This window comes from Phytopseudomonas daroniae, from assembly GCF_004327285.1.
Classification (GTDB): Bacteria; Pseudomonadota; Gammaproteobacteria; order Pseudomonadales; family Pseudomonadaceae; genus Aquipseudomonas; species Aquipseudomonas daroniae.
Window position 1 is genome coordinate 130,555 of the sequence record NZ_QJUI01000012.1, and the last position, 13,195, is coordinate 143,749.

15 protein-coding genes are annotated in these 13,195 nt (G+C 60.8%); 6 read left to right on the forward strand and 9 right to left on the reverse strand.

The genetic code is table 11. The features are described 5' to 3' along the window. Position 1 precedes the first annotated feature (1 nt). Entirely contained in the window at positions 2–196 is a 195-nt protein-coding gene (locus DNK06_RS15180) for a hypothetical protein (protein WP_131180825.1), read from the forward strand. Between the two features lie 487 nt (positions 197–683). Further along, positions 684–2,186, forward strand: coding sequence for a malate dehydrogenase (quinone) (gene mqo, locus DNK06_RS15185; protein WP_131180826.1), 1,503 nt, complete (start codon positions 684–686; stop codon positions 2,184–2,186). A gap of 254 nt (positions 2,187–2,440) precedes the next feature. Here the strand turns inward: mqo and rpoS are convergent, their stop codons facing one another. The 7 genes from rpoS to ispF all read right to left on the reverse strand — a co-directional run bounded on the left by rpoS (position 2,441) and on the right by ispF (position 8,351). Continuing rightward, entirely contained in the window at positions 2,441–3,451 is a 1,011-nt protein-coding gene (gene rpoS / locus DNK06_RS15190) for an RNA polymerase sigma factor RpoS (RefSeq protein WP_131180827.1), read from the reverse strand. Positions 3,452–3,561: 110 nt separating this feature from the next. Continuing rightward, positions 3,562–4,353 carry a peptidoglycan DD-metalloendopeptidase family protein gene (locus DNK06_RS15195; protein ID WP_131180890.1) on the reverse strand — a complete coding sequence of 264 codons (792 nt, stop codon included), beginning with the start codon at positions 4,351–4,353 and terminating at the stop codon, positions 3,562–3,564. Positions 4,354–4,461: 108 nt separating this feature from the next. Beyond that, positions 4,462–5,391 carry a polyprenyl-phosphate transporter gene (locus DNK06_RS15200; protein WP_131180828.1) on the reverse strand — a complete coding sequence of 310 codons (930 nt, stop codon included), beginning with the start codon at positions 5,389–5,391 and terminating at the stop codon, positions 4,462–4,464. A gap of 26 nt (positions 5,392–5,417) precedes the next feature. Further along, positions 5,418–6,086, reverse strand: a complete 669-nt coding sequence (locus DNK06_RS15205; protein WP_131180829.1) for a protein-L-isoaspartate(D-aspartate) O-methyltransferase — start codon at positions 6,084–6,086, stop codon at positions 5,418–5,420. Then, positions 6,083–6,835: a 5'/3'-nucleotidase SurE gene (surE, locus tag DNK06_RS15210; protein WP_131180830.1), complete on the reverse strand. Its 753-nt coding sequence runs from the start codon at positions 6,833–6,835 to the stop codon at positions 6,083–6,085. The genes DNK06_RS15205 and surE overlap by 4 nt, the downstream gene beginning before the upstream one ends. After that, positions 6,823–7,881, reverse strand: a complete 1,059-nt coding sequence (truD, locus tag DNK06_RS15215) for a tRNA pseudouridine(13) synthase TruD (RefSeq protein WP_131180831.1) — start codon at positions 7,879–7,881, stop codon at positions 6,823–6,825. Before truD ends, surE begins: the two co-directional genes overlap by 13 nt. After that, entirely contained in the window at positions 7,878–8,351 is a 474-nt protein-coding gene (gene ispF, locus DNK06_RS15220; RefSeq protein ID WP_131180832.1) for a 2-C-methyl-D-erythritol 2,4-cyclodiphosphate synthase, read from the reverse strand. Before ispF ends, truD begins: the two co-directional genes overlap by 4 nt. A 288-nt stretch (positions 8,352–8,639) precedes the next feature. Here ispF and DNK06_RS15225 point away from each other — a divergent pair, with 288 nt between their 5' ends. After that, entirely contained in the window at positions 8,640–8,882 is a 243-nt protein-coding gene (locus tag DNK06_RS15225; RefSeq protein WP_131180833.1) for a hypothetical protein, read from the forward strand. After that, the gene (locus DNK06_RS15230; protein WP_131180834.1) at positions 8,873–9,418 is read left to right on the forward strand and encodes a Dps family protein; all 546 of its coding nucleotides are present in this window, start codon (positions 8,873–8,875) and stop codon (positions 9,416–9,418) included. Before DNK06_RS15225 ends, DNK06_RS15230 begins: the two co-directional genes overlap by 10 nt. A gap of 126 nt (positions 9,419–9,544) precedes the next feature. Here DNK06_RS15230 and fghA read toward each other — a convergent pair whose 3' ends face one another. After that, positions 9,545–10,384 carry an S-formylglutathione hydrolase gene (gene fghA / locus DNK06_RS15235; protein ID WP_131180835.1) on the reverse strand — a complete coding sequence of 280 codons (840 nt, stop codon included), beginning with the start codon at positions 10,382–10,384 and terminating at the stop codon, positions 9,545–9,547. A gap of 79 nt (positions 10,385–10,463) precedes the next feature. Beyond that, complete coding sequence (locus tag DNK06_RS15240; protein ID WP_131180836.1) at positions 10,464–11,576, reverse strand: S-(hydroxymethyl)glutathione dehydrogenase/class III alcohol dehydrogenase; 1,113 nt, start codon at positions 11,574–11,576, stop codon at positions 10,464–10,466. 135 nt (positions 11,577–11,711) lie between these two features. On the opposite strand from DNK06_RS15240, the gene DNK06_RS15245 reads away from it, so the two are divergent. Beyond that, a complete protein-coding gene (locus DNK06_RS15245) occupies positions 11,712–12,599 on the forward strand; it encodes a LysR substrate-binding domain-containing protein (protein ID WP_131180837.1) in 888 nt (295 codons plus the stop codon). Positions 12,600–12,718: 119 nt separating this feature from the next. Continuing rightward, complete coding sequence (locus DNK06_RS15250) at positions 12,719–13,042, forward strand: HPF/RaiA family ribosome-associated protein (RefSeq protein WP_131180838.1); 324 nt, start codon at positions 12,719–12,721, stop codon at positions 13,040–13,042. Positions 13,043–13,195: the final 153 nt, after the last annotated feature.

The window sequence follows — 13,195 nt, forward strand, 5'->3', positions numbered from 1 at the left end:
GATGCACGCACTCCTGGAAAAGGTCGCCACCCCGCCACGCCCGCGCATCTTTGCCTGCCTCGACGAGCAAGGTATCTGCCGTGCATTCCGCCAGAGCGCCCAGCCTCCGGGGCCTGCGAGCTGGCACGAGGTCAACGAACAACGCCTGACCTGGCTAGGTACTTCGCTCCCGGAAAGCGCCTTCATTCCCCGCTGAACACCGCCCCGTCACTTTCGCCCCGAACGCGTGTGCAATAAAAGTCACACGCAGTCGATCAATTTCCTCGCTTTCGCCTTATAATCGCGCCCCGATTATAAGGACGCCTCCTGATCGGCCTCGCCGTACCGCTGATGCACTTCATGCCATCGGCAATGCCACAGAGAGTCGCCCACTTCGTGCTGCTCGATATCGACAGCCCTCCTCGCGCCATGCAGCGATTCCCGCGTTTTCGCGGAACATCTGCCACCGAGGATGGCCCAACAGGCACATGAACTTTTGAGGTTCGCGTTCCAAAAGAACGTGAAAAAACGGTTTCAATAAACTTCACAAGAGTGTGGCGAACATATGAATCATCTTGCGGCAGGACAAGGCGACCCCCTCCCGTCATCCGGATCCCCAGGACAGCTCTGCAACCGCTGACAGGCGCATCTGACGCCCAGGCCGAAGGCCATCGATTGGAAGCTGATTTTTTGGAGATGTGGTAATGGCGCAGAACGATTACGAAGCTGTAGATGTAGTGCTGGTCGGAGCCGGCATCATGAGCGCAACACTGGCCGTGCTGCTCAAGGAACTCGATCCGGGCATCAAACTGGAAATCGTGGAAGCGATGGATTCCGGTGCGGTGGAAAGCTCCAACCCCTGGAACAACGCAGGCACCGGCCACGCCGGCCTGTGCGAGCTCAACTACACACCAGAGTCCGCGGACGGTTCCATCGACATCAAGAAGGCGGTGAGCATCAACGCCCAGTTCGAGGAATCCAAGCAGTTCTGGGCTTACCTGGTCAAGAAAGGCACCTTTGGCTCGCCCAAGACCTTTATCAACTCGGTTCCACACCTCAGCTTCGTTCGCGGCCAGGAAGGCATCGATTACCTGAAGAAGCGCTTCGAGGCCCTGCGTGTACACCATGCCTTCGAAGACATGGTGTACAGCGAAGACCGCGACACCATGGCTCAGTGGATGCCACTGATGATGCCGGGTCGCAGCCCCGATGAGCCTATTGCAGCGACCCGCGTGGCCAATGGCACCGATATCAACTTCGGCGCGCTGACCAAGAGCCTGCTGGATTACCTGGCGCTACAGGGCAATGCACGCGTGACCTGCAGCCAGAAGGTCACAGACCTGACTCGCAACGAGCAAGGCTGGCGCGTGAGCACCAAGGATCAGAAGAGCGGCCACCACCGCGAGATCCAGGCCCGCTTCGTGTTCCTCGGTGCCGGCGGCGGTGCCCTGCCCCTGCTGCAGATGTCGGGGATTCCAGAAGGCAGGGGTTTCGGCGGTTTCCCGGTCAGCGGCCAGTGGCTGCGTTGCGACAACCCGGAAGTGGTCAACCAGCACCAGGCCAAGGTGTACAGCCAGGCCGCAGTGGGTTCGCCCCCCATGTCGGTTCCGCACCTGGACACCCGTATGGTCGACGGCAAGAAGTCCCTGCTGTTCGGGCCCTATGCCGGCTTCACCACCAAGTTCCTGAAGAAGGGTTCGTTCCTCGACCTGCCCATGTCGGTGCGCCTCAACAACATCGGTCCGATGCTGGCAGTGGCTCGCGACAACTTCGACCTGACCCGCTATCTGGTCAAGGAAGTCATGCAGTCCCAGGAGCAGCGCCTCAACACGCTGCGCGGCTTCTACCCGGAAGCCAAGGCCAGCGACTGGCGCCTGGAGATCGCCGGCCAGCGCGTGCAGATCATCAAGAAAGATGCCAAGAAAGGCGGCATTCTGCAGTTCGGCACCGAGCTGGTGGCTGCCAAGGACGGTTCCATCGCCGCCCTGCTGGGCGCTTCCCCAGGCGCGTCGGTGACGGTCTCGATCATGCTCGACCTGATCCGTCGCTGCTTCCCCGAGCAGGCGGCTTCGGCCGAGTGGAGCAGCAAGCTGCACGAGATCTTCCCGGCACCTTCTGAGGTGCTGAGCAGCGATGCCGAGCAGTATCGTGCAGTGCAGTCGCAATCGGATGAACTGCTGCAGCTGAAAGAAACGCTGCCGGCTTGATCATCCAAGCGTGAAAATGAAACGGCGCCTGCTCAGGCGCCGTTTTTTTGTGCCCCGCCATCCCTGGCGGGCACCCTGCGGGCCGTCGCAAGCGACGTCAAAAATCGCTCCCGGCGATTTTTTGCCCGCTCATTTATGAAAGCACCCTTCCCCAAGCGAACAGAGCTGCTGCGAAAGTACGCTCCCAGGAAGCGCGCCGCCCAATAAAAATGCCAGTCAGCAAAGCTGACTGGCACACGGCTGGCAGGCCGGGGTTACTGGAACAGGGAGTCGGCAGAAAGGCCGTTCTTCTCGAGGATCTCGCGCAGGCGTTTGAGTGCTTCTACCTGGATCTGCCGCACGCGCTCACGGGTCAGGCCTATTTCCTGGCCAACCTCTTCGAGCGTGCAACTTTCGTGTCCACGCAAGCCGAAACGGCGTACCACCACCTCACGCTGTTTGTCGGTCAACTCCGAAAGCCACTGATCAATGCTTTGGGAAAGGTCGTCATCCTGCAGCAACTCACAAGGGTCGGTGGGTCGATCATCGGTGAGCGTATCGAGCAACGTCTTGTCGGAATCCGGGCCAAGCGACACGTCCACGGACGATACGCGCTCGTTCAGGCCAAGCATGCGCTTGACTTCGCCCACCGGTTTTTCCAGCAGGTTGGCGATTTCTTCGGGGGAGGGTTCGTGATCGAGCTTCTGGGTCAATTCCCGCGCGGCGCGCAGGTAGACGTTGAGCTCCTTGACCACATGGATGGGCAGGCGAATGGTGCGGGTCTGATTCATGATGGCCCGCTCGATGGTCTGCCGAATCCACCAGGTGGCGTAGGTGGAAAAACGGAAACCACGTTCGGGGTCGAATTTTTCAACGGCCCGAATCAGACCGAGGTTGCCCTCTTCGATCAGATCCAGCAGCGAGAGCCCGCGGTTGACGTAGCGCCTGGCGATCTTGACCACCAGCCGCAGGTTGCTCTCGATCATGCGCTTGCGGCCGGCAGGATCCCCCTTCTGCGCGAGACGCGCGAAGAACACTTCCTCTTCCGGAGTGAGCAGGGGAGAAAAACCGATTTCGTTGAGATAAAGCTGAGTGGCGTCGAGCGCCCGGGTGTAGTCGATGTACTTGTGCTGCTTGCTGCCGGTGGATTGCTTGGCTTTACTGCGCGCAGCGGTCTTTGCACCTGCCTGCTCGCCAGCCCCATCGTCCAGATCGATGTCAGGCTCCATCAGGAGCACTTCATCGTCGATGTCAAACTCCGGCGCTTCTTTGGTCTTGAGTGCCATTTTATCGTTCCGTCCCTTGCTGAGTTCGACCAGCAAGCCCCGATGTCGCCTCTATCCTTGGCTACATCCGAGCCCGTCCATCCCACATGAGGGAACAGACGAGCGACAAATCAACGGCGTGGCAGGTATTGCATTGGATCTACAGGCTTACCCTGGCGACGAATCTCGAAGTGAAGCTTCACCCGGTCAGTTCCTGTGGAACCCATCTCGGCAATCTGCTGCCCGACTTTGACCTGCTGCCCCTCCTTTACCAACAGCCTGCGGTTGTGGCCGTAGGCACTCACGTAGGTATCGCTGTGTTTGATGATCACTAACTCGCCGTAGCCCCGTAAACCACTCCCGGCGTAGACCACTGAGCCACCAGACGCAGCTAAAACAGGCTGTCCCAATTCACCGGCGATATCAATGCCTTTATTCAAACTACCGTTTGAAGAAAATCGGCCGATAATCGCACCATTGGCAGGCCATGCCCAGCCCGTGGCGGAACGCTGTACCGTCTGCACGGGCGTGGTCGCCGGCGTTACCACCACCGGAGTGGCAGGCTGCGTAGTGGTCTGCGCGGGAGGCGCCTGAACCGGAGTGGAAGGACGGCTCGGCGTAGTCACCACGGGAGCTGTGACGGTAGGCCTGGAAGCGACAGCAGGTCTGCTGGGGGCGCCCCGATCGAAACGTATCACCTGCCCGACACGGATCAGGTAGGGAGCGGCGATGCCGTTATGCGAGGCCAGGGCCTTCCAGTCCCAGCCGTAACGAAAGGCGATGGAATAAAGTGTGTCACCGCGTTGCACACGGTACTGACCGGACGTAACCGGCTGGCGCTGTGCCGCAGCGCTGTTGCGATCGACCACCTGCACGCCACCGGAAGGTGAGCTGGCGCAACCGGCCAGCAACGTGCCGATCATTGCCAGGGCCAGCAGGTTACGTAGCGTGCCCGAGGAACAGCGCCCTTGATTGGCTGTGAAACTCACCCGTATCTCCCTTGCAGACGGCCAGTAACAAACGCCGGAACGTCAGACATCTTTCAACTGACGGCGGCGCGCCAGCCATTCCACACCCAGCACCAGTACGATGGCACAGCAGCTCAAAGCGATGGCCAGCAACAATTGCGCATCCTCACCGCTGACCTCGGTGAACTGCCATGGCAATAGATTGACCTGCTCCAACGGAAACGATTCACCATGTCGGTTGGTTTGCCAGGTCAGCGTCTGCTTCCAGGGCCACACCTTGACCAGCGAGCCGAGCATCAGGCCGGCCAGAAAGGCCATGGTCAGGTCACGCATGTGCGCCAGCAACCAGCTCAGCACCTTGGAAAAAGTCAGCAATCCCAGCACGCAACCGGCGCAGAACACCGCCAGTACCGCCATATCGAAATTCTTCACCGCCCCCAGCACGACCGGGTAGAGCCCCAGCAGCACAAGGATAAAGCTGCCGGAAATTCCCGGCAGAATCATCGCGCTGATGGCGATGGCGCCCGCGATGAATAGCATCAGCGGATCTGCGGAAAGCTGCATGGGCACAGCCAGAGTAATCCACAGCGCAAACAACAGCCCGACGGCAAACCCTACAAATCGGTTGGTTCGCCAGGCACTCACCTCGCGCCCCACCAGGTAAACGGACACCAGCACCAGACCAAAGAAGAACGCCCACAGCAGAACCGGGTGCTCGTTCATCAGATAGCTGATGGCGCGTGCCAAGGTGAAGATACTGCTGAGGATGCCAAGTAGCACGACCAGCAGGAAACTGGCGTTACAAGCCTGCCAGGCCTGCTTGATACGCCCGCGAACGACCAGCATCAGTGCTTTGGGCATGGCAGCGAACGAGGCGAGAAGCTTGTCGTATATACCGGTGATCAGGGCAACGGTGCCGCCGGAAAAACCGGGCACCACATCGACGGCGCCCATGGCCATCCCTTTGGTATACAGCAACAAGGTTTTCTTCATGCATCCTTCCGTTCGGGTGAATCAAATCAGGCCAAAGGGCCGTTAAGCAGGGGCACGAACCGTACTGCGTCGAGTATGTGCCGAGAGAAACCCTGTTCCTCGCGAATGATCAATAACAGTTGCTGAACGTCGCCTGTACCGACAGGAATCACCAGGCGCCCGCCCAGAGCCAATTGATCGAGCAATGCCTGAGGCACTTCGGATGCGGCCGCGGTCACGATAATCCCATTGTAGGGTGCCAGCGCCGGCCAGCCTTCCCAACCATCACCCCAGCGAAATACCACGTTGCGCAGACTCAGTTTGACCAGGCGTTCCTTCGCCCGTTCCTGCAATCCCTGGATACGCTCGACGGTGAACACCCGTTCGACCAGTTGAGCCAGGATCGCGGTCTGGTAACCCGAGCCGGTACCGATCTCCAGTACCTTGTCCAGCGGCCCGGCGGCGAGCAGCAACTCGCTCATTCGCGCGACCATGTAAGGCTGCGAGATGGTCTGGTTATGGCCGATCGGCAAGGCCGTGTCTTCATAGGCACGGTGGGCCAGGGCTTCATCGACGAACAGGTGACGCGGCGTGCGGCGAATCACCTCGAGTACCTGGGCGTTGGACAGACCCTCGTCGTAGAGGCGCTGGATCAGGCGTTCGCGGGTACGCTGAGAGGTCATGCCAATCCCGTGGCGGTCGTGCTCCCGATTCATGTCAGCAGCCCCTCCAGCCAAGGTTCAAGGCGGTTCAGGCCATCCTGATAGGTACGGTCGAGCTGCAACGGTGTAACCGATACATAACCCTGCATCACGGCATGGAAGTCAGTGCCCTGAGCGCCATCCTCGACATCGCCGGCGGCGGCGATCCAGTAGCCTTCCTTGCCGCGCGGGTTGACCATTTTCACCGGCGCAGCCGCACGAGCGCGATGGCCGAGTCGGGTCAACTGCACGCCACGGATATGTTCGAGCGGCAGATTAGGCACATTGACGTTCAAGACAGTGCGCGGCGGCAGGTCGAGATGCTCATGAGCCTCCACCAGCTTGCGGGCGAAATAGGCAGCGGTCGGCAGGTGTTCGGCCGAACGCGAAAGCAGCGAGAACGCGAATGCCGGACGAGCCAGAAAACGGCCTTCGAGGGCCGCGGCCACAGTACCGGAATACAGCACGTCATCGCCCAGGTTGGCACCCAGGTTGATACCTGCCACCACCAGATCGGCGGCTTCGCTCAACAGGCCATTGAGTCCCAGGTGCACGCAATCGGTCGGCGTGCCATTGAGGCTGATGTAACCGTTGGCCAGGGTACACGGGTGCAGCGGGCGGTCGAGGGTCAGCGAACTGCTGGCGCCGCTCCGATCACCATCGGGTGCGATCACCGTGCAGTCGGCGTAATCGGCCAGCGCAGCGTGCAACGCGGCGAGGCCCGGTGCGGCCACGCCGTCATCGTTTGAAATCAGAATACGCATGGGTTGTCCGTCTGCCCTGCAGGCAAAAGGTCGACGATTTCGCGCACCAGTGCGGTGGCGAAACATCCAGCCGGCAGGACGAATTCCAGTTGCAGAATGTCAGGCTCGGGATAATGCCACGTCAAACCGCTAATGGGGAGGCGCAGGATACGCCGTTCGTGCGCCATGCCCGCTTCTGCCAACCATGCAGCCAACTGCTCCTCGGCATCGGCAATGCCCTGTTCCAGTACTTGAGTGGCTTCACCTGCCGGAGACTTGCCCTCGCCCCACAGCGGCCCGGTTGGGTGCAAATCCAGCTGAGCCAGCCGTGGATCCTGGCATTCAGCTTCGCCGGCGGCGAAGAAACTGCGGCTGTCGGTGAACGCCAGCAGGTCGCCGGGCAAGGCCTGCTTCCAGGTACCGGCGGCGACACGCTCGGCCAGCACTCGATTGAAAATGAAGCTGCGCGCGGCGGACAACACCCGCGAACGCACATTGCGCTTCTCGGGCAGTTCCTTGCGCTCGGCAAAATGCCGGGCGTGGGCGACGTTGCCCCCTTCGAAGCCGAAACGCTGAGCGCCGTAGTAATTGGGAATGCCCTGGGCCACGATGCGCTGCAGCCGCTCGTCCAGCCTGGTGTGATCGGCCTGCAACCGGATCAGACGCAGGGTGAAGCCGTTGGCCGCATGGGCGCCGCGCTGCAGCTTGCGCGAGTGGCGCACCTGCCTGAGGATGGCCAGGGTTTCATCCTGGGCCGCGCCGAGATCAGGATCGCTCTTGCCCGGCAGATGGATGCTGAACCACTGGCGAGTCAGCGCCTGGCGATCCTTCAAGCCCGCATAACTGATCATCCGCACGGGCACGCCCGCGGCACGCGCCAGGCGACGCGCGGCATCCTCGGTATTCAGGCCACGCTTTTCGACCCACAGCCACAGGTGCTCGCCAGCACCGGACAGCTCGATATCCAGCACTTCATCGACGTGAAAATCCTCGGCCGTGGCCTTGAGCACGGCCTGACCACAGGGTTCGCCATGAGCGCGCGGGCCGAGCAATTCCAGTTCAGTCATGCGCTGACCAGCAAGGCGACCGCGTGCACGGCAATACCTTCCTCACGGCCGACGAAACCCAGTTTTTCCGTGGTGGTGGCCTTGACGTTGACCTGATCCAGTTCGACCTGCAGATCCTCGGCGATCAGGCTGCGCATGGCCTCGATATGCGGCGCCATCTTCGGCGCCTGGGCTTCGATGGTCGCGTCGACGTTGCCGACCTTCCAGCCCTTGGCCTGTACCAGCCCCAGCACATGGCGCAGCAGTACACGGCTGTCGGCACCCTTGAAGTTCGGGTCGGTGTCCGGGAAATGCTTGCCGATATCGCCAAGCGCTACCGCACCCAGCAGCGCATCGGCCAGCGCGTGCAATACCACGTCACCATCGGAATGGGCGACCAACCCGAACCTGTGGGGAATACGCACACCGCCCAGGGTGATGAAATCCCCTTCGCCAAAACGGTGCACATCGTAACCATGGCCAATCCGCATGAGCCGGTGCCCTCGCAAAAAGGCCGATTCTACCCGAAAGAACAGTGGGAAGCGGACTTGCCCGGCCGCTGAAGCAACCAAGAAAATGACGTGCATTCCTAGCCACCCATTTCAGAGCCCTTCATGTAGAGCAAGGACGCAGCACTCCGGCAACGGGCCGGGCGGATTTACCAGGATTTCGCAACTCGACGGCCTGCCTTACAAGGACGTGCCGCTCATCACGGTCAACCGTTAGATCGCTAAAGCGCTGCAGCACTGCGTGCTCCATAGCCTGCAAGCCGAACTGCCATGAACATGATCGACACCGCGCTGGAACAGCGCCAGATCCAGGCATTGGGCATCCGTTTCTCGGTATGCCTGGAAGACGGGCGCTGCTTTGCCGCTGCGACGTTCAACCACTTCTCGAACCTTGCCTCGATTCACCCTTACCCGCCATCTGCGATAAAAATGTTGGAATGTTCTCGGCCTGCCGAGAGTCGACAAGAAATAGCAGAACATTTCTATCACCCATGGAGACCATCATGGCCGTAGCACGCAAACCGACAGCAGCAAAACCCAAGTCGAAAGCAACGCAGCAAAAGCTCAAGGGCGATGGCCTTGCCATCAACACGAGCGTCGATAGCACTGCTCGTGAGAAGGTCGCCGAAGCACTGACCAAGGCGGTGGCGGACAGCTACACCCTGTATGTGAAAACCCTCGGCGTGCACTGGAACGTGCAAGGCGCCAACTTCTACGGCCTGCACAAGCTGACCGACGCCCAGTACAACGAGCTGCACCAGGCGGCCGACGAGCTCGCCGAGCGTATCCGGGCGCTGGGGAAACTGGCACCGACGGGCGCAGAAACCTTTCGTGCGCTCACCGTGATCGATAACGAGGCGCCCCATAAGCCGACCCCGCAGATGATCAAGGAGCTGGTCAAGGATAACGAGGCTGTTGCCCGGCGCATAAGCGAGTTTGCCGAGCTGGCGGAAGAGGCGGGTGATCTGTTTACCCATGACATGCTGGTCGCGCGCATCGGTGTGCACGAGCAGAACGCCTGGATGCTGAGATCCAGCCTTGGCGAGTGACACGTAGCAGAAAAAGGGCGCTGCAGACTGAGTCTGCAGCGCCCTTTTTTATGGCCTGCCATCCCTGGCGGCCACCCTCCGGGCCGTCGCAAGCGACGTTAAAAATGGCTCCCGGCCATTTTTTATTCAGCGAGTCAGCGCCTCGGCATGATGGCGCAGGTGATCCTCGATAAAGCTGGCGATGAAGTAGTAGCTATGGTCATAGCCCGGTTGCAGGCGCAGCGTCAGCGGGTGATTCGCCGCCTTGGCCGCCGCTTCCAGCACATTGGGTTTGAGCTGGTCTTCCAGGAAATCGTCGCGATCGCCCTGGTCGACCAGGATCGGCAGTTTCTCTGCCGCTTCGGCGATCAGCACACTGGCATCCCACTCGCGCCAGCGCGAACGATCCTCGCCCAGGTAGTTTGAAAATGCCTTTTCGCCCCACGGGCAGCTCAGCGGATTGGTGATCGGCGAAAAAGCCGAGACCGACTGATAGCGGCCCGGATTCTTCAGGGCGCAGATCAGCGCGCCATGGCCGCCCATGGAATGCCCGGCGATGCCGCGCTTGTCCGATACCGGGAAGTTGGCCTCGATCAGCGCCGGCAGCTCCTGCACCACGTAGTCGTACATGCGGTAATGGCGTGCCCAGGGTTCCTGGGTGGCATTGACGTAGAAGCCGGCGCCCAAGCCGAAGTCGTAGGCGCCATTGGCATCATCAGGCACACCTTCGCCACGAGGGCTGGTGTCCGGCGCTACGATGATCAGGCCAAGCTCGGCCGCCATGCGCTGGGCACCGGCCTTTTGCATGAAGTTCTCATCGGTACAGGTCAGGCCGCTGAGCCAGTACAGCACCGGTAGTTTGGCGCCCTGCTCGGCCTGCGGCGGCAGGTAGACGGCGAATACCATGTCGCAGTTGAGCGACGTGGAGCGGTGGCGATAGCGCTTGTGCCAGCCGCCAAAGCTCTTGTTGCTGGAAACGATTTCCATGGGGCCCTCCGGGCAGCTTCAAGCTGCAAGCCTCAAGCGCCAAGCAGCGCAGGTCACTTGTAGCTTGTCGCTGCAGCTATCAATAATGGATGACGGTACGGATGCTCTTGCCTTCATGCATCAGGTCGAAGGCTTCGTTGATCCGCTCCAGGCCCATGGTGTGGGTGATGAAGGTGTCCAGCGGGATCTCGCCGCTCTGCGACTTCTCCACATAGCTCGGCAGCTCGGTACGGCCCTTGACGCCGCCGAAGGCCGAACCGCGCCAGACACGACCGGTCACCAGCTGGAATGGGCGGGTACTGATTTCCTGGCCGGCACCGGCCACACCGATGATCACCGATTCGCCCCAGCCCTTGTGTGCGCATTCCAGCGCCGCACGCATCAGTTGCACATTGCCGACGCATTCGAAGCTGTAATCCACGCCGCCATCGGTCAGCTCGACGATCACGTCCTGGATCGGCTTGTCGTAGTCCTTCGGGTTGACGAAGTCGGTCGCGCCCAGCTCACGGGCCACGTCGAACTTGGCCGGATTGATGTCGATGGCAATGATGCGCGAGGCCTTGGCCATCTTCGCACCGATGATCGCCGCCAGGCCGATACCGCCCAGGCCGAAGATCGCCACGCTGGCACCCTCTTCCACCTTGGCGGTGTTGAGCACGGCGCCGATACCGGTGGTCACACCGCAACCGAGCAGGCAAACCTTTTCCAGTGGTGCTTCCTTGGGGATCACCGCCAGGGATACTTCCGGCAACACGGTGTACTCGGAGAACGTCGAGCAGCCCATGTAGTGGTAGATCGGCTCGCCGTTGTAGCTGAAGCGCGAGGTGCCGTCGGGCATCAGGCCCTTGCCCTGGGTGGCACGCACCGAACTGCACAGATTGGTCTTGCCGGACAGGCAGAATTTGCACTGGCGGCATTCGGCGGTATACAGCGGGATCACGTGATCGCCCACGGCCACCGAGGTCACGCCCTCGCCGATGGCTTCGACGATACCGCCACCTTCGTGACCGAGAATCGACGGGAACACACCTTCAGAGTCAGCGCCGGAGAGGGTGTAGGCATCGGTATGGCAAACACCGGTGGCGACGATGCGTACCAGTACTTCGCCAGCCTTGGGCGGCTCGACATCCACTTCGACGATCTTCAATGGTTCGTTGGGCGCAAAGGCCACGGCGGCGCGCGACTTGATCATGACTTGATTCTCCAGAGGGGAAGGCGATGGTCAGGGAGTGTAGTTGAGCTGCCAGTAGAGATAATCAGACAGAATGCAAAACATTATTGCCATTCAGGGATAATGAGACGCTTACCGACCTGACAAGGGGAACGCATGAATCGCTGGGAAGGCTTGGACGAATTCGTAGCCGTCGCCGAATGCGGTCAGTTCACCGCCGCTGCCGAGCGCCTGGGCCTTTCTTCATCCCAGGTGAGCCGGCAGATCGCACGCCTGGAAGAACGCCTGCATACGCGGCTGTTCTATCGCACCACGCGCAAGGTGGCGCTGACCGAAGCGGGGCAGACATTTCTGCAGCATTGCCAACGCCTGCAGGACGCGCGCGAAGAAGCGCTCAACGCGATTGGCGATCTCGGCAGCGAGCCCAAGGGGCTGCTGCGCATGACCTGTGCGGTGGCCTACGGCGAGCGCTTCATCGTGCCGCTGGTCACTGCATTCGCGGCCCGTCATCCACGGCTTTCCGTGGATATCGAGCTGAGCAATCGCACTCTGGATCTGCTGCAGGACGGTTTCGACATCGCGATTCGCCTCGGCCGCCTGCAAGACTCGCGGATGCTGGCGACGCGCCTGGCGCCCCGGCGCATGTACCTCTGTGCATCCCCCGATTACCTGCAGCGCTACGGACGACCGCACAGCCTGTCGGAGCTGGCTCGCCACAACTGCCTGGTCGGTAGCAGCGATGTCTGGACATTCCAGCTGGATGGCCGTGAGGCCTCGCAGCGGATTCAGGGCAACTGGCGCTGCAACAGTGGCCAGGCCGTGCTGGACGCTGCGCTGGGCGGGCTTGGTCTGTGTCAGTTGCCCGACTATTACGTGCTCGAACACTTGCGCAGCGGTGCCCTGGTGTCCCTGCTCGACAACCATCAACCACCGAATACCGCTGTGTGGGCGCTCTATCCGCAACAGCGGCATCTGTCGCCCAAGGTCAGGCAATTGATCGATGCGTTACGGGACGGGTTGAGCCAGCGTGCTGAATACACCTGAGCACCCAGCCGCTCATATGCTGTCACAACCGCCAGCGAACCTCTGTCGCCATCAGCTCGTCGTAAATCATGAGGCCCTTGTTCGGGCCGTTGCGAACCCACCAGCATGAGGAAATGGTTATGCAGGTCATGGTCAACAGCGGAAAGCACGTCGACACCTCGATGGCGTTCAAGACAGATATCCGAGGTCGAGTCCGGGACAAATTACAGCGCTATGAGGAGCACCTCACACGCGTGGAAATTCATCTCTCGGACGAAAACGCGCTGAAGAGCGGCCCACAGGACAAGCGTTGCAAGGTAGAAGCGCGCATGAAAGGGCGCGACCCCATGTCGGTTTCCTTCGATGCCAGTGAAATGCAGCAGGCCATCGACGGTGCCATGAACAAGCTCACCAGTGTGCTCGATCGCAACCTTGGCAAGAATGCCAAGAAGTGGATTCACTGAGAGCGGCAGCGGGCTGCCCTGCATCAACACAGCAATCTGCTGGCTGCTGAAGCGCGTAGGGTGGGTGATGTTTTTTCACCCACCATTGCGATCGCGGAGTGGTGGACGGATCGAACCGCGTAGGTGAAACGTCGTCCACAAACTGCACCATTC

Excerpts from the sequence above, each read along its gene's own strand:
- DNK06_RS15195 (WP_131180890.1), bottom strand. The coding sequence starts at position 4,353 with ATGATCGGCACGTTGCTGGCCGGTTGCGCCAGCTCACCTTCCGGTGGC.
- DNK06_RS15200 (WP_131180828.1), bottom strand. The coding sequence starts at position 5,391 with ATGAAGAAAACCTTGTTGCTGTATACCAAAGGGATGGCCATGGGCGCC.
- DNK06_RS15245 (WP_131180837.1), top strand. The coding sequence starts at position 11,712 with ATGAATCGCTGGGAAGGCTTGGACGAATTCGTAGCCGTCGCCGAATGC.
- truD (WP_131180831.1), bottom strand. The coding sequence starts at position 7,881 with ATGACTGAACTGGAATTGCTCGGCCCGCGCGCTCATGGCGAACCCTGT.
- surE (WP_131180830.1), bottom strand. The coding sequence starts at position 6,835 with ATGCGTATTCTGATTTCAAACGATGACGGCGTGGCCGCACCGGGCCTC.
- mqo (WP_131180826.1), top strand. The coding sequence starts at position 684 with ATGGCGCAGAACGATTACGAAGCTGTAGATGTAGTGCTGGTCGGAGCC.
- DNK06_RS15205 (WP_131180829.1), bottom strand. The coding sequence starts at position 6,086 with ATGAATCGGGAGCACGACCGCCACGGGATTGGCATGACCTCTCAGCGT.
- DNK06_RS15250 (WP_131180838.1), top strand. The coding sequence starts at position 12,719 with ATGCAGGTCATGGTCAACAGCGGAAAGCACGTCGACACCTCGATGGCG.
- DNK06_RS15230 (WP_131180834.1), top strand. The coding sequence starts at position 8,873 with ATGGCCGTAGCACGCAAACCGACAGCAGCAAAACCCAAGTCGAAAGCA.
- rpoS (WP_131180827.1), bottom strand. The coding sequence starts at position 3,451 with ATGGCACTCAAGACCAAAGAAGCGCCGGAGTTTGACATCGACGATGAA.
- DNK06_RS15180 (WP_131180825.1), top strand. The coding sequence starts at position 2 with ATGCACGCACTCCTGGAAAAGGTCGCCACCCCGCCACGCCCGCGCATC.
- DNK06_RS15240 (WP_131180836.1), bottom strand. The coding sequence starts at position 11,576 with ATGATCAAGTCGCGCGCCGCCGTGGCCTTTGCGCCCAACGAACCATTG.
- fghA (WP_131180835.1), bottom strand. The coding sequence starts at position 10,384 with ATGGAAATCGTTTCCAGCAACAAGAGCTTTGGCGGCTGGCACAAGCGC.
- ispF (WP_131180832.1), bottom strand. The coding sequence starts at position 8,351 with ATGCGGATTGGCCATGGTTACGATGTGCACCGTTTTGGCGAAGGGGAT.
- DNK06_RS15225 (WP_131180833.1), top strand. The coding sequence starts at position 8,640 with ATGAACATGATCGACACCGCGCTGGAACAGCGCCAGATCCAGGCATTG.